The following is a 21,104-nucleotide window of genomic DNA, read 5'->3' as shown; positions in this document are numbered from 1 at the left end:
GAAGAAGGCAATCCATGTATGGATTGCCTTTTTTATTATTTCTTATTAATCGTTACAGTTTCATTATATTTCGTTGTTGTATTTTGGCGTAGACGAAGCGTTGCTTGTCCAGTTGTATTTGAATCAATCTGTATATTTACAACTTTCTCAGCAGAGCCTAAGCTGTTTGTTGTGAAAGAAAATGCACTACTATATCCGAAAGTAGATGGCCAAGTGCCGTTTGCATTTTGTACTTTAGCCACTTGTGTTCCACCAGTAGTGAAGATACCTAAAGAATAGTTGTTATACGTTGTATTAGGTAGTAAGTTATTTACTTGAATCTTCATTTGGAAAATTTCATTGTTTGGTAGAATGCTAGGGTGTGTAACGACGTAGTCGCTTGTTGTTACCGCACCGTTATAACCGTATGAACCTGGTTTAAAAGTATTTGTATTAAACCATTGATAACCTGCATTTGGTGCACTCCAAGGTTCAGGTTGTGGTTCTGTTGATAAGTTTGGCTGTTCAAATGTTTGTAGAGCTGTAGGTGAATCAAGTTGTAAACCATTTACTTGATCTAAACTTGTAAATGTCTCTTTATTTGATAACCAATTTACGATGTTTTCTAATAAAATCGCATCGTTTTCTTCTTTATAACCATCGTAAGTTTTCTTTGTTTGACCAGAATCTTCACGAACGTATTTTGGCGTAGCATCTTCAACAGGAGAAGAGTCACCAATAAAGGCAGCTTTTCCAAGTCCTACTTTTGCGATAGCAGCATATGGGCCTTCTGCAATACCACCGCCATTATAAACGCCACTATCAACAGCGTTATTCCATTTTGATGGATTTTCTGGAAGGTAAACAAGTCCTTTTGCTAGTTTTGGGTTTGTAATTGCTAGAGTAGAACCAGCATGCATTGCTACAGACGAAACACCTTTTGTAATTCCGAAAGATTGTTCAGGCGATACAATTGTTTTCGCTGAAACATCACCAAGTGCATTGTAGCGGAAGCGAATACCGAAGTTGTCAGAGAGCCAATCAGAGCTTTCTACTCCTTGCATAGCTTGTGAATTTGCTTCTTCATTAGACATTCCTTTTGCTGGATTATCCCAAGCACCGCGTCTATATCCATTAAATACTTCAGAAGAGTCCCAGCGATTTTTATTACGATCTGCATTGTAATGATCAGCAATAAAGAAGATACTACCACCATTTTTTACATATTGTAACATAGCGTCCTGCTCAGATTTTTTGTAAGGAATATTAGCTTCTGGAACGATAAATACATTGTAATCTTTTAAGTCTTCGTACGTAATAGGTGTTGATTTACGAAGTTCCTTTACGTGATATCCGTTTTTTGCAATGCCGTTTCCGAAGTCAGAAAAGCCGCCGTCAATAACCCAGTCAGCTGTCCCAGCAGTTTGACCGTGTGTATTATCGAATAATACTTTCTTCCCATTGTTTTGATTTACAACTTTTGCAGCAATTTCAGGAGCTGGGTCTACAGAGCTTTCGGCATAAGTAGACGGTATGAACGAGGTCCCTATACTTAGTGTAATTGCTGTTGCTAAAGAAAATGTAATCCATTTTTTATTCTTCATAGAAGAATCCCCCTAATAATAAATATATGTGCTTTAATAATGTAATTTATTTTTCTGTAAAAATAAAGACGGAAAACATAAAAAATATTAAAAAATTGTAAAAATACCGTGAATTTTGTTGAGAAATATTTATATAGATATAAAAACATCCCTTCCAAGTAATAAGGAAGGGATGTTTTGCTTAACTAATTTTTGAGTTAGGTGTTTCATCAATCTTATGAAACCCTTTCATGTAATATACGATTGCTAAGCCGATAAGCCAAATTGGGCCGACAATCAATGCAATTCGTGTATCTTCTGAATACGCCATTATACCTAATACTAATACAAGGAAAACGAGTGAGAAATATGAGCTTAATGGGTATAAAGGCATTTTATACGATAACTTTTGTTTATTTTGAGTAGGCAAGCTTTTACGGAATTTAATTTGAGCGACTAATATAATTCCCCAAGTCCAAATTGCACCGAAAGTTGAAATGCTAGTAAGCCATGTAAATACCTTTGCAGGTACGAGATAGTTTAATATAACACCAATTAGTAAAACGATAGCAGTTGCTACAATTCCTTGGCTTGGAATGCCATTTTTATTTAAACGACCAAATCTTTCAGGAGCTTTTTTCTGCTGAGCTAATGTATATAGCATACGGCCTGTACTAAATAAACCACCGTTACAAGAAGAAAGAGCTGCTGTTAATACGACAAAGTTAATAATACCTGCTGCTTTTGCGATACCAATTTGTTGGAATGTTAATACGAATGGACTGCCTTTCTCACCAAGTTCGTTCCATGGATAAATTGCCATCATAACGAATAATGCCCCAACGTAAAAGAGTAGAATTCTCCAAAATACGTTATCGATTGCCTTTGCGAGTGTTTTCTTCGGATTTTGAGCCTCACCAGCTGTAACACCGATTAATTCAACGCCTAAATAAGCGAATAGTACCATCTGCATGGAGAGTAGTAACCCAGAAAATCCATTTGGGAACCAGCCACCATGTGACCAAAGATTTGAAATACCAGTAGCGATACCACCGTTTCCGAATCCGAATAAAATAATAACAGCTCCGACTACTATCATACAGATAATTGTGACAATTTTAATGAGAGCAAACCAAAACTCAAGTTCTCCAAATACTTTTACCGATAAGAAGTTAAAAGCGCTCATTAATAATAGAGCAAGTAATGCCCAAGTCCAGCGCGGGATATCTGGGAACCAGTACTGCATGTAAATACCAGCTGCTGTAATCTCAGCCATACAAGTAACAACCCATAAGAACCAGTAATTCCAACCAGTAATATAACCAGCGAGTGGTCCAATATAATCATATGCATATTTACTAAAAGAACCAGCAACAGGTTGTTCAATTGCCATTTCCCCAAGCGCTCGCATAATGAAAAAAATAACGAGACCGGCAATCATATAGCCTAGCAAAATAGAAGGACCTGCTAGTTTAATGGCGGAAGCGGATCCTAAAAATAGCCCAACGCCAATAGCTGAGCCCAGTGACATTAAAGTAATATGTCGTTCTTTTAAACCACGATTTAAAGTTCCAGATTTGTTTGTGTGCTGCATAAGAAGAATCCCCCTTGTAGAGTGAACGATATTTGAATGCGTTTACTAAATATTTAACTATTTCAAATTATAAAACATTTCTATCTGTTATGCTACAAAAATAATCATAATGAACTGTACTACATCTGTACTTGTCAGACTTAAACTCAAAATTCTAACTATTAGGGAATATATTGACTCTTCTTTTTATTGATTGTTAAGATTAAGTATTATATTTTCTCACATACTAGTAAGAAAAAGAATGTGTGATAATAATTCAGGTGTAGGAAGGGTACATAAGCATGTTTCAATTACAAAAATATAACACTTCTGTGAAGCAAGAGTTTTTAGCTGGCATCACAACTTTTTTTACATTTGCGTATATTCTTGTCATCAATCCAAAAATATTATCTGATGCAGGTGTACCATTTGACCAAGCGTTTACAGCAACAATTATTGCAACCGTTGTTGGAACAGTAGGTATGGCGATTTTCGCGAATTACCCGATTGTTATTGCTCCAGCTATGGGAATGAATGCATATTTTGCTTATTCTGTTGTACAGAAGGCAGAAGGGATTACATATGTAGTTGCCTTTTCAGCTGTATTTGTAACGGGGATTATTTTTCTTTTATTATCTTTTACTTCGTTTAGGCAAAAGTTAATTTTAGCAATTCCTGATAGTTTAAAGCATGCAATTGCAGGTGGAATTGGACTATTTATTGCTTTTATTGGATTGCGCCTTTCTGGAATTATCGTGGATCATCCGTCTAATTTAGTTACGATTGGTGATTTTCATTCTCCAGCTGTTATTTTAACTTTAATTGGTTTAATATTAGCGGCGGTATTAATGACATTGCGTGTGAGCGGTGCATTATTTATTAGTATGATTGTGACAGGAATTATTGCCTTCTTTACAGGGCAATTGAAGTTTGCTGATAAAATTGTGGCGATGCCTCATTTACCAGAGGGTATCATCGTTTCAAACCCAATCAATGCCTTTTCAGATGTAATTGAATACGGATTATACGGCGTTGTATTTTCATTTTTACTTGTACTTTTATTCGATACAACAGGTGCATTACTTGGTTTAATTAAACAAGCAGGTTTAATTACAGACAATACAGAGAAGCGTTTTGGTAAAGCGTTTATTGCAGATGCAATTGGCGGGACTACAGGTTCTATCTTTGGAACAAGCCCAACAGCAGCGACGATTGAATCGTCAGCAGGTATTGCTGCAGGTGGTAAAACTGGATTAACAGGGATTGTAGTTGTTGGTCTAACAATTATAACGGCATTTTTTAGTCCTGTTATTGCTTCTTTATCAAGTGTAGCCGCTATTACAGCTCCTTCATTAATTATAGTAGGTAGTTTAATGGCACAAAGCATTCGAGATATTAATTGGAATGAATTTGAAGATGCGTTACCAGCATTTTTAATTTTTATAGGTATTCCGTTAACATCTAGTATTGCAAATGGAATCGCAATTGGATTTTTAGTATATCCAGTCTTGAAAATTGTGAAGGGTAAAGGGATGGAAGTGCATCCGTTACTATACTTATTTACAATTTTATTTGGATGTCATTTATTCTTATAATATAGGAGAGGGGGCTTCTTATGAGGGGCTCCTTTTTTGTGTATAATAAAGTGAAACTTAAATTAGTAATGTAAAATATAAATTACTTATTGGAATATATATTATAATAAGGGTGGAGGAGAAAGAAACAGTAAACAAAAACATAGACAAAAGTAGGCATATATAGTGAAAAGTAATTATGAAACAATATAAAGCGAAAGAATTTTCAGAAATGCTTAATGTCTCTGTTAAGACATTGCAAAGGTGGGACAATCAAGGTGTTTTACCTGCTTACCGAAACCCAAAAGGAAGAAGATATTATACAGAAGAACAGTATAAGAAATATATGGGTATTCAAGAAGAACTTGTTCAGGATTTAATATCTATCATTCATGTATTTAGCTGTAGAATATATGGGTTGAGAAAATACAAAAAGAAAATGTCGGAGGATGAAGACTTATGAAAAGAGCATATTTAATAGAAATCAAACCGACAACTGAACAAATTAGTAAAATCCGTCAAACTATTGGGGTGTGTCGATATGTATATAACCTGTATATCTCTAAAAATAAAGAGGTATATGAGTCGGAGGGGAAATTTCTTAGTGGTTATGACTTTTCCAAATGGTTAAACAATATTCATACAAAAGAGTGTGACCAGTGGATTAAAGAAGTGTCGAGCAAAGCGGTAAAACAAGCGATTATGAATGGAGATAAAGCTTTTAAGCGGTTTTTTAAAGGTTTATCTAAGTTTCCACGATATAAAAAAAGAAGAAGCAAGATGTGAAGTGCTACTTTCCGAAAAACAACAAAACAGATTGGACAGTAGAAAGACATAGAGTAAAAGTCCCTACAATTGGTTGGATAAGGTTAAAAGAGTATGGATATATTTCAAAAAATATAACTGTAAAAAGTGGTACAGTATATCAAAGAGCAGGAAGATACTATGTGTCTATACTCTGTGAAGTGAAAGAGGTAAAACCAAATGCAACTCTCAATACAGTAGGTCTAGGAATTGATTTGGGAATTAAAGACTTCGCTGTACGTAGCGATGGAAAAACTCACAAAAATATAAATAAAACAGTACAAGTAAAAAAGATAGAAAAACGGTTAAAACGTGAACAACGCTCTTTATCACGCAAATTTGAAAATATAAGAAAGAGAGGTGAACAACCTGTTACTAATAAAAGAGCGAATATAAACAAAAATATTCTTAGGGTGCAACAACTACATGCTAGGCTAGCAAATATTCGATTAGCGTATGTAAAGTCTATTGTAAATGATGTGGTGAAAACCAAGCCAACGTTTATTGTAGTAGAAGATTTGAATGTGAAAGGTATGATGAAGAACAAACATCTATCTAAAGCTGTAGCGCAACAATGTTTTTATGCTTTTAAAACATGGTTATTAACGAAATGTAGGGAATATGGAATTGAACTACGGCAAGTGGACAGATTCTATCCATCTTCTAAAATGTGTTCATGTTGCGGTCAAAAAAAGTCGGATTTAAAGCTGTCTGACCGAGTATATACATGTGAATGTGGCAATGTAATAGATAGAGATTTAAATGCGTCAATCAACCTTTTACAAGCAAAAAAATATACAATACTAACGTAAATAGATTGTATATATGTACGGTGGGCTACATCGGAATTTACGCCTGTGAAGTGTCACAGCAAACTGTAGTAGCAAGTGATTAGCGAGGCAGGGCACGTAGAAGCAGGAATACTCTAAGAATATACATTTGTCTATATTTTTAGTAGCAGGAACATGAATGGCTGTAAGTAAAATAAAAGTCGCGCGTGTTCAATTAGATTTAACACAGCAACAATTAGCAGAAAAAGTAGGCGTTACAAGGCAAACGATTAGTTTAATTGAGAAGGGGAAATACAATCCATCTTTAGATTTATGTTTAAAAATTTGTTATGCAGTAGATAAAACGTTGAATGATTTGTTTTGGGAGGAAAAGGAGTGGTAGGATGAAAATCGTGAAAGATGAACGTTTAATGATTGAAGGGTTAAAACATATTAGATTAGCTTTCATCTTACAAAATATCGTCATACTAGCTATCGTCTTTTACCGCTATGTCTTGCAAGGGGCAGGATATGAAAGTGTTTCAGATTTATTAATGGTATTTATGGGCGGGATAATAATTATTAACTTTTTAAATCTGAAAAATTCAGTGGAAGTGTATGAGCATACGGGCGGAGTGTCGCGTCGTTATTTTATGAAGTTATTATTCATTCCAGTGGGTATTATTATTGGGATTTTAGCTATTTGTATCGTTGTAACACCAGATATTTCGATAAAGGAAATTAGTATGACAGGACTTATTATGTTTGCTTGTTTTTTAGTCCCTAGTTTGTTTATATACATATATATGAAAAAAATAAAAAGAGAAGATTGAAATATAAGAAAGGCTTTCCTGTATTGAGGAAAGCTTTTCTCATATTCTTTTATATAGTACTTTATGAAGGCCAATCGGTTCAATTTCAAAGATTTCACCATATTCCTGAAAGCCTAAGTGTTTGTAATAGTCAGCTACAGTAATTCGGCCATTACACCATAATATATTTGCTTGGCGTTCTTGCAAGATTTGTTCCGCCTTCTGAATTAAGGAGCTTCCAGCACGGTTGTTTCGAAATGCAGGTAATGTTGCCATTCCTCGTAGACGATAATGAATACCCGTTGGTAAGTCGGGATATATTTCTTTTGAGAAGGAAGCGATACTAATTAGTTCATCGTTTATAAATGCGCCTAAGTGGAAGGTGTCTGTTTCATAATCGGAAGGGTATTTACAATCTGCTAATGTTTGATTGGGGCGTAAAATTTTTTGACGTAATACGTAAGTTTCAGATCCCTCAATATTTTTCACGGTAATCATATTAACATCCTTTCTTATAACGCTTTTTCTGTTAATTGTATAAAGAAATAGGCAGGTGCGGCGAGAAGTCCGAGTATGCTAGCAGTTCCGAGAAGGAGTGAAAGTAGGAGGCAAGAATATTTTATTCCATTCGATTTTTTCCATCCGTAACTACAAATCTCAATACTAATACCGATGAGAATAATGGCAACGAGTATTTCGGCTAATAATAAGAGAGCTAAAGTTATAATAGACATAATGTAATCCATCCCCATAATATGTGATAGTAACATTTTACCATATGAAATGGAAAAAAATGCCCCTCAATTATGTGAGGGGCATTTTTTTATTCTAATATGTTTTTTAGTGTATCGATATGTTCTTTTGAGCCTGTTACAAGTAATGTATCACCGTGTTGTAGTCTTGTATCCCCATGTGGGATTAATGCTTTATTTCCACGATAAATTTGAATGACTAGTACATCACCTAAAAACGGAAGGCGACGAAGTGCAACGCCGTTATATTTATTGCTCCGTAGTTCAACTTCACGGACTGTTTCGTTTGCTGTTGTAATTAAGCGAACGAGACTAGGTTTATCAATAAGCGCACGTAATAGAATACGTGTAGAGTTAATTGTTGAGAATACAGCGATATGTTCTTGCGTTGCTTTTTCTTGTAGAAGTGGATCTTCTACACTTGCAATAACATGTTCAACACCTAGCTCTTTTGCATGTTCTGCCAATAATAAGTTTTGTTCATCATCACTTGTTGCAACAACGACGCGATCTGCATCAAATGCTGTTTGTTCAGTTAATGATGCGATTGTGATGTCATCCAATTTCACGATAGGGAAGTCGTGCGATTTCGCTTCTTCATCATTTATTTTGTTTTGATGCATCATATATAGCGTTACGTCATAATCTTCTCGTTTTAAATCTAGTGATAACGGAAGGGTAATTCTGCTCGCGCCAATAATAGCTACTTTTGGTTTTGGTGTTTCTACTTTTGGGAACATTTTTTTAAACAATATAGGTGCAAAAATACAAGTAATAACTGCGCTTAAAATAAGAGAGGCAGATAAACTTGGACTGATGATCTCCAGTTTTTCACCAATTTGTGCAGCCGCAATAACTAAAGAAAGTGTCGATGTTAATAAAATTGCACTTCCAAGTACGATATTACGTGGATACCATTTTCTTAAGACGAGTGATGGTAAGAGTTTTGAAATAAAGAGTCCTACAATTAAGATTGGGATCATTAGCATGCTAGAAGGTTCTTTGAAAATAGACCACACCTCTAGATTTACACCAACCATTACGAAGAAAATAGGGATGAAGAAACCGTAGCCGATAGAATCAAGTTTTTCCACCATATCTTCATTTGGTGATAATAACGATACAAGTACACCTGCTAAGAAGGCGCCTAAAATATTTTCTGCTCCAACAGATTCCGATAACCCAACTAAGATTAAAATGAGTGCAAAAACAGCTCGTGTATCAATTTGTACACTACCAGCTTTTAAACTATCTAAGTATGGAATGTTTTTAAAACGTTTTGCAACGAAGTAAATAACAATACCAGCGCCGAATAGAAGAAGAAGAAGCCACATGCTTTGGCCGCTTTCGGAATTTAATCCGACGAATACAGCGAGTAAAATCATTGTAACTAAATCCGCAATAACAGCGACTAATAAAATGATTTGCCCAATTGCTGTTTTTCCTAAGTTATTCTCTTTTAATGTTGGTACAACAACACCTAAAGAAATAGTTGAAATAATTAAAGTCATGAACATTGCATTATCTACGAATCCTAGCCATACGAATAGTAATGATAGGGCATAAGATAAGATGAAAATAAATAAGAAGATAATGCTTGCTGCCTGAAATGTATTTGGTTCGTTTGTCGTATTTTTTTTCCCTTTTTGTTTAAAGATAGAAAAATCAATTTCTAAACCGCTTAAGAACATGAGGAAGATAAATCCTAATGTTGATAAAACTTGAAGCCATATATCTGGCTCAATAATATTAAACCCACTTTTACCTACAAAGATTCCTGCAATAATTTCTGCAACGACCACAGGAAGTGCTTTTAATTTAAAGCGTTGTAACAAAAGGGGAACGAAAAACGCGATTGCAACGACAACCATAAGTGATAGAACAGAAGTATGATGTTCCATTGCGTTCTCTCCCTTCAAATAAATATAGTACCTATTTAGCCATATAATAGGTAGAAAAGCAACGCATATGGATTCGATTTCATAAAGAAAGACTTTTCTTAACATTTGTCATAATAAGTATATTTTTCATGATTATGCTGTTAATTCCGTAATGTGGATGTAATAGGGGAGGGAATCTTACTGCTCGTTAATGCGGAATAAAAAAAGACTGCTGATTCCTCAGCAGTCTTTTTCATGTACATTACATTGAGAAGAAGATCCATACAGTTAAACCAACTGTTGCAGTTGCAACGAAGAAACTGTATATCATTGTAAGAATTTGAACTCTTCCTTCTCCTTCTTTTAAATGCATGAACATAATTAATTGTAACAATGCTTGCGCAACAGCCATTATGATAATAGTTGTTAAGACTGTTGAAAGTGGCAATGTTGTGTAAAGTGCCACGTATAACGCTAGAAACGTTAATGCAAGCGATAAAATAAATCCGAAAACGTGTGACCAAGGGAATCCGCTATGCGCATGTCCGTTTGCTTGATTGTTGTTTTGAGCCATTTACGCCACCATCCCGTTCAAGTAAACTAGTGTGTAAATAAAGACCCAAACAAGATCAAGGAAATGCCAGTATAAGCTGATAATAAATACTTTACGAGCTGTAACTGGTGTTAAACCTCGTTTTAAAATTTGGATAATAACACAAATTGCCCAAATGATACCGCCTGTTACGTGGGCTCCATGCGTTCCAAGAAGAACGAAGAATCCAGATAAGAAAGCACTTGTTTGAATTGTTGCGCCTTCACCAATATACATAATGAACTCTTCAATCTCGAAGAATAGGAAACCTGCACCTAAAAGTAATGTAAGGACGAACCATCCAAGCATCGCTTTTTGGTTGTGCTTACGCATTTCGTGAATTACGATACCACATGTGAAACTACTTGTTAAAAGTAGTAATGTTTGAATTAAAAGCGTTTTAAGTTCAAACAGTTGCGCTGGTGTTGGGCCATCTGCCGTACGACCAGCAAGGACTAGATAAGAGGCGAAAAGTGTTGCGAACAGCATAATTTCAGCCCCAAGAAAAATCCAGAATCCTAGGATATTCAATCTGCTTTGTTCGGATTGATATTCCAAAGGTAAGCTTTTATCTAAAGCCGCCATATCATTTCACCTCTCATGCTATATGTTCTGTTTTTTTAATTTCATCAACACTGATATAGTAACCTTCATCATAATCGAATGAACGATAGATTAAGCAAGCTAAAATACCAATACCACCGATTGCTGCAAGCCAGAACCAGCTAAATACTAATGCGAAACCTGCAAGACCGAAGAATCCAGACGCAATAATAGGCACACCAGAGTTACTTGGCATGTGAATTGGTTTGATATCTTCTGCTGCTGGTGTAACTGTTTCTCCGCGTTTTTTCATGTACCAGAAAGCATCAGCTTCTTTAATTTCAGGAAGCTTCGCGAAGTTGTAATGTTGTACAGGAGAGTGAGTTGCCCATTCAAGTGTACGACCATCCCATGGATCTCCAGTTGTGTCACGTTCACCATGACGTGCACTCCAAATTACGTTGTAGCAAAGAAGTAGGAAGCCGATACCCATCATTACCGCACCAACAGATGCGATTTGGTTTAGCCATCCCCATCCAAGACTTTCAGAGTAAGTGTACATACGACGAGTCATACCGTCTAAACCTAAGAAGTACATTGGGAAGAAACAGATGTTGAATCCGCTCATAAAGATCCAGAATGTCCATTTACCTAGGCGCTCATTTAACATATGACCAGTCATTTTTGGATACCAGAATGTGAATCCAGCAAGCATAGCGAATACTGTACCTGCGATTAATACGTAGTGGAAGTGAGCGATTAGGAAGTAGCTGTTATGGTATTGATAATCAGCTGCTGCCATTCCAAGCATAACCCCTGTAACCCCACCGACTACGAAGTTTGGAATAAATGCCAATGACCAAAGCATTGGAACTGTAAAACGAATACGTCCTTTATACAGTGTAAACAACCAGTTAAAGATCTTAACCCCGGTTGGAATCGAAATCGCCATTGTCGAAATCGAGAAGAATGAGTTAACCGCTGGACCTGCACCCATCGTGAAGAAGTGGTGAAGCCATACGACGAAACTTAGTAAAGAAATTGCAACCATTGAGTATACCATCGCACTGTAACCGAATAGACGTTTACGTGAGAATGTACTAATGATTTCAGAGAAAATACCGAATGCCGGTAAAATAACGATATATACTTCAGGGTGACCCCATACCCAGAACAGGTTGGCCCATAACATCGGCATACCGCCGCTCGCCATCGTAAAGAAGTGAGCATCGAATAGACGGTCAAATGTCATTAATGCAAGAGCAACTGTTAATACTGGGAAAGCGAAAATAATGATAATTGTTGTAATTAAGATTGACCAAGTAAACATTGGCATTCTCATTAAAGTCATACCAGGTGTACGCATTTTTAAGATAGTAACAAGGAAGTTAATACCGGTCATTAGCGTACCGAGACCTGAAATCTGTAATGCAATTGCGTAGTAGTTATTTCCTACGCCTGAAGTAAACTCTGTACCTGCCATTGGGAAGTAAGAAGTCCACCCAGCGTCTGGAGAACCACCGATTACGAAAGCGATGTTGAATAACATTGCTCCGACAAAGAATAACCAGAAACTTAAAGCATTTAAGAACGGATATGCAACGTCACGAGCACCAATTTGTAATGGTACTACAAGGTTCATTAATCCCATAACGAATGGCATTGCCATGAAAAGAATCATTACTGTACCATGTGTTGTAAAGATCCCGTTATAGTGTTCAGCGTTTAAATAAGTTGTTTCTGGGAATGTTAACTGTGCACGGATCATTAAACCATCCATACCACCACGGAATAACATGATAACCGCAGAAATAATATACATAGCTCCGATTTTTTTATGGTCAACAGTTGTTAACCATTCGTCCCAAAGCCATTTCCATTTTTTATACTTTGTTAGTACGAAAATGATTGCTAATGTCACAAGAACGATAGAAGCGTCTGCACCGTAAATAATCGGGTCACCTGTGACAAAGAATTCATCAAGCTTCACTGTGTTCACTCCAATCTGTTGGAATAATAGCTATTATTTTTTGTTTTTGTAGTAGTTGTAATCACAATATTCAAGTGATTTTGGATCTACATAACTTAAGTGGTGACTAGAGAATGTCATACGACCAACTACACCAGGTTTAACAATTTCGTTGTACTTAGCTTCTGTTAGTTTAGGAGCAGTTTCTTGTACTTCTTTAACCCACTTGTCATATTTCTCTTTAGTTTTTGCTTCAACTTCGAACTCCATGTGTGTGAATCCTTCACCAGAGAAGTTCGCACTACGGCCTAGGTAAGAACCTGGCTTATCAGCTTGTAAATAAAGATCCATAATCATGCCATCCATTGTGTACTTCATACCACCAAGTTCTGGTACCCAGAAAGCATTCATTGGGCCGACAGAAGTCAGTTTGAATTGAATTGGTACACCAGCTGGGATGTTTAAATAGTTAACGGTTTCAATTTTTTCCTCTGGGTAACTGAATAACCATTTCCAGTTTGCAGATGTAACATAAATTTCAACTGGTTTAATATGTTTGGACTCTTTCGGAACCTCTTCCGAAGCATAAGTTGCTTTTACTGTTGGAATCGATAATGCGATAACGATAATAACAGGAACAAGCGTCCAAATAATTTCTAGTAATGTGTTACCGTGTTGTTCAGGTGGCTCATAGTCCATATTCTCTGGTTTTTCACGATAACGAATCAAGATGACTGTAAACAGAATGAATACAATTGCGATAATTAATGACATAAGCAAGAATGACCAAACAATTAAATCATACTGTGCTTTTGCAACAGGTCCTTGCGGATTTAATACTGCGAGTTTTTTATCACAGCCACCGAGGAACAGAAGTAATGATAACGGAAGAAGCGAAGCCAACTTCCAAAACGCTTTCTTTAGTTGCACGATTGAAAATCTCCTTTCTCCTTGGATTGAAACTATGCCAATAAAACAATATAAACCTATTAATTTATAGAAGGCAATAGTTTTTGATATATTGTTAAAAAATAGACACAAATGCACACTTTTTAAGGTGAATATCATTTGTAACTTGATTACATTGTAAACTATTTTCCAGAGAAAAACGTGATTGTGAAAATTTTAAGATAAATAAAGTTATACCAGGATATCCAAGAAATAGAAAAAAGCTATCTTATCATAAGGAAGATAGCTGAATATTTTGTATATTTAGTTTATTTCTTGTGTGACAGTTCGTGGCTGTTCAAGTACGACAATTTTTTTATATTTAACTTGATATAAAATGTAACAAATAATCATAAATGGAATGCCACAATAAAGAGCAATTCTTTGATCTGGAATGAAAGCCAAACTAACAAATGTAATGAAATTCAGCGAAAACGCTACGATTGGAACTAGTGGATAGAGCGGTGTACGATATTTTAAATCATTTATGTTGCCACCATTTTTCACGAAATTTCTACGGAAGAAAAACTGTGAAGCGGCGATTGACATCCAAACGACAACGGCAGCCATTGCTGCAATAGATGTTAAAACTAGAAAGACAGTATCTGCCGCAAATACACTTGTTAGTAAGGATAGGCTAGCGAAAATTAGGCTGAAAATTAATGCATTTAGCGGTACACCTTTTTTAGTTAATTTCGTAAATGCTGGACTTGCCATTCCTTGTTTTGCCATCGCCCACAGCATACGAGAATTTGCGTAGAGACCAGAGTTAGCAACGGATAATACAGCTGTAATAATAACAAAGTTCATAATGTCTGCTGCATATGGGACACCGGCTACATCAAATACAAGTACAAAGGGACTTTCGACTAGATTAGCCTCTTGCCATGGGAGTAAACCTACAACAACTGATATCGCTAAGACGAAGAAGAAGAGAGTTCGCCAAATTGTGTTTTTAATTGCTTTTGGAATTGTTTTTTCAGGATTTTCACTTTCGCCTGAAGCGATTCCGATTAATTCTGTTCCTTGGAAGGAGTAATTTACTGTAATCATCGTAAGAAGAACAGCTAATGCACCATTTGGAAATAGCCCGCCATTTTCAGTGAAATTATGAAGCATTGGAGCTGGCTTTCCATTAAAGTCTAGTAGACCGAACATAACAGCGCCGCCAAGTACGATGAAAATAACAATTGTTGCGACTTTTACACTTGCGAACCAAAACTCTGCTTCTGCATATGCTTTTGCTGATAAAGCGTTTACGAGGAAGAGTGCTGCTGCAAATGTAACGCACCAAATCCAGGAAGAAACGTCTGGAAACCAGCGTTTCATTAAAATACTTACAGTTGTTAACTCTACGCCAACTGTAACAGCCCAATTTAACCAATACATCCAACCGACAACAAATCCAAAACCAGGTGAAATGAATTTGCTTGCATAACTTTGGAATGAACCTGCTTCTGGCATAGCGACGGATAATTCACCAAGACATAACATCGTTAAATACATAACAAATCCACCGACTAAAAATGCAAGAATAGCACCACCAGGTCCGGCATTATGGACAATTTGACCAGATCCCATAAATAACCCGGTTCCGATAACACCGCCGAGTGCAATCATAAATAGGTGTCTACTTTTCATTGTTCGTTTTAAATCTGTTTGTTCAATTTGTTGATTCATATGCCCCTCACCCCGTATTTTCTTGAATATGTGAACTTCGTTTTATTCTGAGTTTTTAATCATTAGTGGGGGATGCAACACACACTCGGTTTATTTGCTATGAAATGAATGGAGTATGTAAAAAAACGAACTATGACTAAATACTCTAAGAATGTTTGTTAACATGGTGATATCTTCACTATGTTAACAATTTTGATTTTAGCAAAATATTCTGTAAATGTATATTCATTTTTCTTTTTATTAAAAATAATTAGAATTTTTATAATTAATTCTATGATCGATAATTCACATGATCTTTCTAGCAAACTAGTAAGAAGAAGGGTACAATGATAAGAGGTGTATCTGTAAAATAATAATTAATGGAGTTTTGTTTATAATGAAAAAGTTAAAATATCTTTTTGTTTTTGGGATTATACTTGCTGCTGCATTTTTTATAGGAAAAGATAAAATCATGCAAAAGGCGCAAGTTCTACGCTTAGAGTTTCTATCTGAAATGAAAGAAGCAGCTATGATTGAGGATGTTCCGTTTATTAAACAATTACCAGAATTACCCAGAGGGTGTGAAGTGACAAGTTTAGCTATGTTGCTGCAATATAAAGGTGTACAAGTAGATAAGATGCAACTTGCTAGCGAAATTCATCGTGTTCCATTTGAACAAAATGGTTTGCGTGGAAATCCTTACGAGGGATTTGTGGGAAATATTTATACAAAGGCAGAGCCTGGGTATGGTGTATACAATAAACCAATCTTTGATTTAGCAGAAAAATATGTTCCTGAAAAAGTAATTAATTTAACAGGTAGAGACATGCAAGATATATATAAAGTAATTAGTTCTGGCTCTCCGGTATGGGTCATTATTAATACGACGTTTAAGCCGCTAGCTGAAAGTAGTTTTGAAACATGGAATACGAGTTCAGGCGAAGTGAAAATTACATATTATGAGCATAGTGCAGTAGTAATTGGATATGATCAAAACTTTGTATATGTAAATGATCCTCTTAAAAATAATCCACGTTTGGCTGTTCCGCGAGCAGAATTTGAGAAAGCTTGGGAGCAAATGGGAAAACAAGCAATTACTATTTTATAATAATGAAAAAGTCATCTTTTGATGTGCACCCCAATTGTTAGACACAAAAGACAATTGGAGGTGTGCTTTTTTATGGTTAAATTTTCACCGGAAGAAAAAGTAAATGTGGTAAGAAAGTATTTAGATGGCAGTGATGGAGTGAAAAGACTTGCGAGATCTATAAAAGTTCATCCAAGTGTAATTCAACAGTGGGTTAAGCGATATAAAGCAGTGGGTGAAAAAGCTTTTGAAAAACGCTATACAAGCTATTCCCTTCAGTATAAACTGGATGTACTTAATTATATGGATAAACAAGGGACATCTATTAGAGAAACAGCAGCTATTTTTAATATTCCATCTTATGAAACAGTTCGTCGGTGGAAAGAAGCATATGATTTAAATGGCGTGGATTCCCTGCTTACAAAGAAAAGGGGACGTCCAGCTATGGCTAACAAAAATATAAGACCAAAATTAAATCATACGGTCGTCGAAGGTTCTATAGAGGCATTACAAGAAGAAAATAAACGGTTACGTCTGGAAAATGATTATTTAAAAAAGTTAAATGCCTTAATTCAGAAAAAGACGAAATTACAGAACAAGACAAAGCGAAAGTAATTTATGAATTAAGGCACAAGTACAAGATCATCGATCTTGTGAAAATCGCTGGTATCGCTCGGAGTACATACTATTATTGGATCAAACAAATGAATCGTCCAGACAAATATGAGAAAATTAAAGAACTGATAAAAGATATCTTTGATGAACATCACGGTAGATATGGCTATCGTCGTATTACGTTAGAATTACAAAATAGAGGATATTTACTAAATCATAAAACAGTCCGTCGCTTAATGAATTCAATTGGATTGAAATGTCTTGTACGGATGAAGAAATACCGTTCGTACCGGGGAAATGTAGGGAAATTCGCTCCTAATATTTTAAAACGTCAATTTCACGCAGAAAAACCTAATGAAAAATGGGTAACAGATGTGACTGAATTTCATTTGCATGGTAAAAGGTTGTATTTATCGCCTGTTTTAGACTTATATAACGGAGAAATTATAGCTTACAATATAGAAGATAAGCCTGCATATTCTCTTGTTTCTAGAATGATAGATAAGGCCTTTAAATGTTTAAGCGCTGGTGAAACCCCTATCCTTCATTCAGACCAAGGGTGGCACTATCAAATGAAGCGATACCAACAATCATTAAAAGAGCATGGGGTTGTTCAAAGTATGTCCCGTAAGGGGAATTGTTTAGATAACGCAGTTATAGAAAACTTCTTTGGCTTATTAAAGTCTGAATTATTGTATCTTGAAGAATTCGAAAGTATGGAACATTTTAAGATAGAATTAGATAATTATATTCATTATTATAATCACAAAAGAATTAAAGCGAAGTTAAAAGGAATGAGCCCGGTACAATACCGGACTCATATTCAAACAGCTGCTTAATTTTTCAGTCTAACTTTTTGGGTTCAGTTCACTTTGGGACGGCTTTTTCTTTTTGGTTTATTAACACTGAAAATTCAGAAGATTCTTTTAAAAGTTAACGATTCACGTTATAATAACATTTAACTTGGTGAAGAAGGGGAGAAGAGAAATGGATGTTGCAAAGGAACTTGTTTTGTCAAAAAATCAGTTAGTTGAGTGGAGAAGGCATTTTCATAAGTATCCAGAGTTATCTTTTCAAGAAGAGAAAACATCGCAGTTTGTGTTCGATATACTTCGGAAATTCCCATATTTAGAAGTGTCACGGCCGACTAAATATAGTGTGATGGCAAAGCTAGTAGGTAAACATCCGGGCAAAACAGTTGCGATTCGAGCCGATATGGATGCTCTTCCTATTCATGAAGAAAATGAGTTTGATTTTATTTCTACATATAAAGGTGTAATGCATGCATGTGGTCACGATGGACATATAGCGATATTACTTGGGGTTGTACATAAGTTGGTAGAAGAAAGAGAGAAGATTAAAGGGGAGATTCGTTTTCTATTCCAACATGCTGAAGAGAATTTTCCTGGTGGTGCAGAGGAGATGGTTGCTGCAGGTGTAATGGAAGGTGTGGATTATATTATTGGTGCTCACCTTTGGGCGTCGTTAGAGGTTGGGAAAATAGGTGTTATTTATGGTCCTGCAATGGCTGCACCGGATGTTTTTAAAATTAAGATAGAGGGAAAAGGTGGACATGCTGGAATCCCTCATGAAACGGTGGATAGTATTGCAATCGGAACACAAGTCGTTTCGCAACTTCAGCAAATTGTATCTCGCCTCACGAATCCATTAGATTCTCTCGTAATATCTGTTACGCAATTTCATGCTGGGACAACTCATAATGTAATACCAGAGCAAGCAGAGATTGAAGGGACAGTAAGAAGTTTAAGACATGAATTACGAGGTGAAACAGAGAAGAAGATTGAGCGGATTGTGAAGCATATTACGGAATCTTACGGAGCGAAATATACATTTTCATATGAATATGGATATCGACCAGTTGTAAATGATTATGAAGCTACAGAGCTTATTGAACAAACGGCATTACAACTTTATGGAAGGGATAGCGTTGTTCGTTTACAGCCAACGATGGCTGGAGAAGATTTTTCAGCGTTTTTACAAAAGGCACCGGGGACATTCTTTTTTATCGGAGCGGGAAATAAAGAGAAAGGTATTATATATCCTCACCATCACCCTCGTTTTACGATTGACGAAGATGCATTACCGATTGGAGTGGAAGTCTTTGTATCAGCCATTATGAACTTTATAAGTAAAGGAGAATGAGATGAAGAAAATACACATTCTAGCGCTTATCCCAGTTCTTTGTTTAGTAGTTGGGCCAATATTTGCGGATTCAGTTACTCCTTACGTATTAGGGATGCCATTTTTATTATTTTGGGTATTATTATCAGTGTTTATTACATCTTTTTGTATGTGGCTTGTGTACGTGTTTGATCCTGCTAATAAGGAGGATGTAAAATGACTGCATTACTTATCATTATTTTATTTTTGTTTCTCGCACTATTTTTAGGGATTCGGGCACAACATGGAAAAGATATGAATTTAGAACAATGGTCAGTTGGAGGAAGAGGATTTGGCACTATTTTTGTTTTTCTCCTTATGGCAGGTGAAATTTATACGACGTTTACATTTTTAGGGGGAAGCGGCTGGGCGTATAGTAAAGGAGCACCTACCTTTTATATTTTGGGATATGGTGCTTTAGCTTATCTTTTATCGTATTTTTTATTGCCACCCATTTGGAAGTATGCGAAAGAGCATAACCTTGTTTCACAGTCGGATTTTTTTGCGAAGAAATATAGAAGTAAAGCGCTTGGACTTATTGTTTCGATTGTTGGTGTTGTTTCCATCATCCCATATCTTGTTTTACAGTTAAAAGGACTGGGAATTATCGTTTCAGAAGCTTCTTACGGAAGGGTGTCACCTGTTGTTGCAGTATGGATTGGTGCTATTGTTATAACTATATATGTAATGGTTTCAGGTATACATGGTTCGGCTTGGACGGCTGCTTTGAAGGATATTATGATACTGTTTATCGTTATGTTTTTAGGTATATATTTGCCGTATCATTATTATGGAGGATTTCAGCCGATGTTTGAGGCTGTAGAGGCAGCGAAACCGGGATTTTTATCTTTACCTGAAGAAGGAATGAGTATTTCTTGGTTTGTTTCTACTATTATATTAACGGCCCTCGGTTTTTATATGTGGCCTCATACATTTGCTTCTGCTTTTTCTGCAAAAAATGAAAAAGTATTTCGTAAAAATGCAGCAATTATGCCATTGTATTCTTTAGTTTTACTTTTCGTATTTTTTGCAGGATTTGCTGCTATATTGCAAGTTCCTGGGTTAAAGGGAGCGGATGTAGATCTTTCGTTATTCCGTCTTGCTTTACAAACTTTTGATCCTTGGTTTATTGGAATTATTGGTAGTGCGGGAGTATTAACGGCATTAGTTCCAGGGTCTATGCTTGTTATGGCGGCTTCTACACTGTTAGCAAAAAATATTTACCGAACGATAGTCCCGTCTGCTTCAGATAGACAAGTTGCTAAGATGGCAAAATTATTTGTGCCTGTAGTAACGCTCGTGGCAGTTTTATTTACATTTAAAGGAGGAGAAACAATAGGAGCACTTCTATTAATGGGATACAGTATCGTTACACAACTTTTCCCTGCACTTGTATGTAGCTTGTTTCCACGTCAAATTATTACGAAGCAAGGGGCGATTGCAGGAATGGGAGTTGGGCTGTTAGTGGTCGCATATATTACCTTATCTGGCTCAACTATAGCTACGATGTTTCCGAGTTTTCCGCAGTATATAAAAGATTTGAATGTGGGCATAGTCGCATTGTTAATTAATATGATTGTGATGTTTGTAGTTAGTGGATTTACAAAAGGTGTATTTATAAAGAAAAACACTATAATAGTAGAAAAGTAATTCGTTTATCCTGCATTAACGGGCAGTAAGACCCCCACCTCAAAATTCAGCGGAAGCAAAGAAGTTAGGTGGGGATTAAACTGTCCGTAAAAGCCCGATTGGTGAGGGTTGATTAAAGTTTTACTTTATTAGA

19 protein-coding genes and 1 pseudogene are annotated in these 21,104 nt (G+C 36.0%); 10 read left to right on the top strand and 10 right to left on the bottom strand.

The window, feature by feature from the left end; all coding sequences use genetic code 11:
• Positions 1-35: 35 nt before the first annotated feature.
• Both M1D66_RS23765 and M1D66_RS23760 read right to left on the bottom strand, forming a co-directional pair.
• Entirely contained in the window at positions 36-1,583 is a 1,548-nt protein-coding gene (locus M1D66_RS23765) for a DUF2194 domain-containing protein (protein ID WP_242554869.1), read from the bottom strand.
• A 181-nt stretch (positions 1,584-1,764) separates the two neighbouring features.
• Complete coding sequence (locus M1D66_RS23760; protein WP_242554868.1) at positions 1,765-3,156, bottom strand: amino acid permease; 1,392 nt, start codon at positions 3,154-3,156, stop codon at positions 1,765-1,767.
• Positions 3,157-3,437: 281 nt separating this feature from the next.
• Between M1D66_RS23760 and M1D66_RS23755 the strand changes: the two genes are divergently transcribed.
• The 5 genes and pseudogenes from M1D66_RS23755 to M1D66_RS23735 all read left to right on the top strand — a co-directional run bounded on the left by M1D66_RS23755 (position 3,438) and on the right by M1D66_RS23735 (position 7,116).
• A complete protein-coding gene (locus M1D66_RS23755) occupies positions 3,438-4,730 on the top strand; it encodes an NCS2 family permease (protein ID WP_000487192.1) in 1,293 nt (430 codons plus the stop codon).
• Between the two features lie 178 nt (positions 4,731-4,908).
• Positions 4,909-5,172 (top strand): MerR family transcriptional regulator, encoded by a 264-nt coding sequence (locus M1D66_RS23750; RefSeq protein WP_088345288.1) that lies wholly within the window; start codon positions 4,909-4,911, stop codon positions 5,170-5,172.
• Positions 5,169-6,325 (top strand): annotated as a pseudogene (locus M1D66_RS23745) (RNA-guided endonuclease InsQ/TnpB family protein). Before M1D66_RS23750 ends, M1D66_RS23745 begins: the two are co-directional and overlap by 4 nt.
• A 157-nt stretch (positions 6,326-6,482) precedes the next feature.
• Positions 6,483-6,686: a helix-turn-helix transcriptional regulator gene (locus tag M1D66_RS23740; protein ID WP_000301183.1), complete on the top strand. Its 204-nt coding sequence runs from the start codon at positions 6,483-6,485 to the stop codon at positions 6,684-6,686.
• A gap of 1 nt (position 6,687) precedes the next feature.
• Complete coding sequence (locus M1D66_RS23735) at positions 6,688-7,116, top strand: hypothetical protein (protein ID WP_000706629.1); 429 nt, start codon at positions 6,688-6,690, stop codon at positions 7,114-7,116.
• Positions 7,117-7,155: 39 nt separating this feature from the next.
• Here the strand turns inward: M1D66_RS23735 and M1D66_RS23730 are convergent, their stop codons facing one another.
• The 8 genes from M1D66_RS23730 to M1D66_RS23695 form a co-directional block, all read right to left on the bottom strand.
• Positions 7,156-7,593, bottom strand: a complete 438-nt coding sequence (locus M1D66_RS23730; RefSeq protein ID WP_000633767.1) for a GNAT family N-acetyltransferase — start codon at positions 7,591-7,593, stop codon at positions 7,156-7,158.
• A 14-nt stretch (positions 7,594-7,607) separates the two neighbouring features.
• On the bottom strand, positions 7,608-7,865 hold the full coding sequence (locus tag M1D66_RS23725) for a DUF4022 family protein (protein WP_050571800.1): 258 nt from the start codon (positions 7,863-7,865) through the stop codon (positions 7,608-7,610).
• Between the two features lie 53 nt (positions 7,866-7,918).
• Entirely contained in the window at positions 7,919-9,748 is a 1,830-nt protein-coding gene (locus M1D66_RS23720; RefSeq protein WP_242554867.1) for a monovalent cation:proton antiporter family protein, read from the bottom strand.
• A gap of 241 nt (positions 9,749-9,989) precedes the next feature.
• Positions 9,990-10,301, bottom strand: a complete 312-nt coding sequence (qoxD, locus tag M1D66_RS23715; protein ID WP_000068425.1) for a cytochrome aa3 quinol oxidase subunit IV — start codon at positions 10,299-10,301, stop codon at positions 9,990-9,992.
• A complete protein-coding gene (gene qoxC, locus M1D66_RS23710) occupies positions 10,302-10,904 on the bottom strand; it encodes a cytochrome aa3 quinol oxidase subunit III (protein ID WP_000729317.1) in 603 nt (200 codons plus the stop codon).
• Positions 10,905-10,917: 13 nt separating this feature from the next.
• The gene (gene qoxB, locus M1D66_RS23705) at positions 10,918-12,852 is read right to left on the bottom strand and encodes a cytochrome aa3 quinol oxidase subunit I (protein WP_000762366.1); all 1,935 of its coding nucleotides are present in this window, start codon (positions 12,850-12,852) and stop codon (positions 10,918-10,920) included.
• Positions 12,853-12,885: 33 nt separating this feature from the next.
• The gene (locus M1D66_RS23700; protein ID WP_001176165.1) at positions 12,886-13,761 is read right to left on the bottom strand and encodes a cytochrome aa3 quinol oxidase subunit II; all 876 of its coding nucleotides are present in this window, start codon (positions 13,759-13,761) and stop codon (positions 12,886-12,888) included.
• 282 nt (positions 13,762-14,043) lie between these two features.
• On the bottom strand, positions 14,044-15,459 hold the full coding sequence (locus M1D66_RS23695) for an amino acid permease (protein WP_086384879.1): 1,416 nt from the start codon (positions 15,457-15,459) through the stop codon (positions 14,044-14,046).
• Between the two features lie 376 nt (positions 15,460-15,835).
• Here M1D66_RS23695 and M1D66_RS23690 point away from each other — a divergent pair, with 376 nt between their 5' ends.
• The 5 genes from M1D66_RS23690 to M1D66_RS23670 all read left to right on the top strand — a co-directional run bounded on the left by M1D66_RS23690 (position 15,836) and on the right by M1D66_RS23670 (position 20,971).
• Positions 15,836-16,546 (top strand): C39 family peptidase, encoded by a 711-nt coding sequence (locus M1D66_RS23690; protein ID WP_000734488.1) that lies wholly within the window; start codon positions 15,836-15,838, stop codon positions 16,544-16,546.
• Positions 16,547-16,618: 72 nt separating this feature from the next.
• Positions 16,619-17,979 (top strand): IS3 family transposase gene (locus tag M1D66_RS23685; RefSeq protein ID WP_242554866.1). Its coding sequence is split into 2 segments (ribosomal slippage): positions 16,619-17,075 and positions 17,075-17,979, totalling 1,362 coding nucleotides; the frame shifts between segments, so codons are not numbered across the junction.
• Between the two features lie 148 nt (positions 17,980-18,127).
• Entirely contained in the window at positions 18,128-19,303 is a 1,176-nt protein-coding gene (locus tag M1D66_RS23680; RefSeq protein WP_086384880.1) for an amidohydrolase, read from the top strand.
• Between the two features lies 1 nt (position 19,304).
• Positions 19,305-19,502, top strand: a complete 198-nt coding sequence (locus tag M1D66_RS23675; protein WP_086384881.1) for a DUF3311 domain-containing protein — start codon at positions 19,305-19,307, stop codon at positions 19,500-19,502.
• Positions 19,499-20,971, top strand: a complete 1,473-nt coding sequence (locus M1D66_RS23670) for a sodium:solute symporter family protein (protein WP_086384882.1) — start codon at positions 19,499-19,501, stop codon at positions 20,969-20,971. The genes M1D66_RS23675 and M1D66_RS23670 overlap by 4 nt, the downstream gene beginning before the upstream one ends.
• Positions 20,972-21,104: the final 133 nt, after the last annotated feature.

The organism is Bacillus sp. PK6-16 (assembly GCF_056530295.1).
The sequence above is the reverse complement of the archived record's forward strand: the minus strand, read 5'-3'. Positions and strand labels throughout refer to the sequence as shown.

Coding starts and splice junctions, on each gene's coding strand:
- M1D66_RS23725 (WP_050571800.1), bottom strand. CDS start 7,865: ATGTTACTATCACATATTATGGGGATGGATTACATTATGTCTATTATA.
- M1D66_RS23680 (WP_086384880.1), top strand. CDS start 18,128: ATGGATGTTGCAAAGGAACTTGTTTTGTCAAAAAATCAGTTAGTTGAG.
- M1D66_RS23690 (WP_000734488.1), top strand. CDS start 15,836: ATGAAAAAGTTAAAATATCTTTTTGTTTTTGGGATTATACTTGCTGCT.
- qoxC (WP_000729317.1), bottom strand. CDS start 10,904: ATGGCGGCTTTAGATAAAAGCTTACCTTTGGAATATCAATCCGAACAA.
- M1D66_RS23720 (WP_242554867.1), bottom strand. CDS start 9,748: ATGGAACATCATACTTCTGTTCTATCACTTATGGTTGTCGTTGCAATC.
- M1D66_RS23695 (WP_086384879.1), bottom strand. CDS start 15,459: ATGAATCAACAAATTGAACAAACAGATTTAAAACGAACAATGAAAAGT.
- qoxD (WP_000068425.1), bottom strand. CDS start 10,301: ATGGCTCAAAACAACAATCAAGCAAACGGACATGCGCATAGCGGATTC.
- M1D66_RS23740 (WP_000301183.1), top strand. CDS start 6,483: ATGGCTGTAAGTAAAATAAAAGTCGCGCGTGTTCAATTAGATTTAACA.
- M1D66_RS23675 (WP_086384881.1), top strand. CDS start 19,305: ATGAAGAAAATACACATTCTAGCGCTTATCCCAGTTCTTTGTTTAGTA.
- M1D66_RS23730 (WP_000633767.1), bottom strand. CDS start 7,593: ATGATTACCGTGAAAAATATTGAGGGATCTGAAACTTACGTATTACGT.
- M1D66_RS23760 (WP_242554868.1), bottom strand. CDS start 3,156: ATGCAGCACACAAACAAATCTGGAACTTTAAATCGTGGTTTAAAAGAA.
- M1D66_RS23670 (WP_086384882.1), top strand. CDS start 19,499: ATGACTGCATTACTTATCATTATTTTATTTTTGTTTCTCGCACTATTT.
- M1D66_RS23735 (WP_000706629.1), top strand. CDS start 6,688: ATGAAAATCGTGAAAGATGAACGTTTAATGATTGAAGGGTTAAAACAT.
- M1D66_RS23765 (WP_242554869.1), bottom strand. CDS start 1,583: ATGAAGAATAAAAAATGGATTACATTTTCTTTAGCAACAGCAATTACA.
- M1D66_RS23750 (WP_088345288.1), top strand. CDS start 4,909: ATGAAACAATATAAAGCGAAAGAATTTTCAGAAATGCTTAATGTCTCT.
- M1D66_RS23755 (WP_000487192.1), top strand. CDS start 3,438: ATGTTTCAATTACAAAAATATAACACTTCTGTGAAGCAAGAGTTTTTA.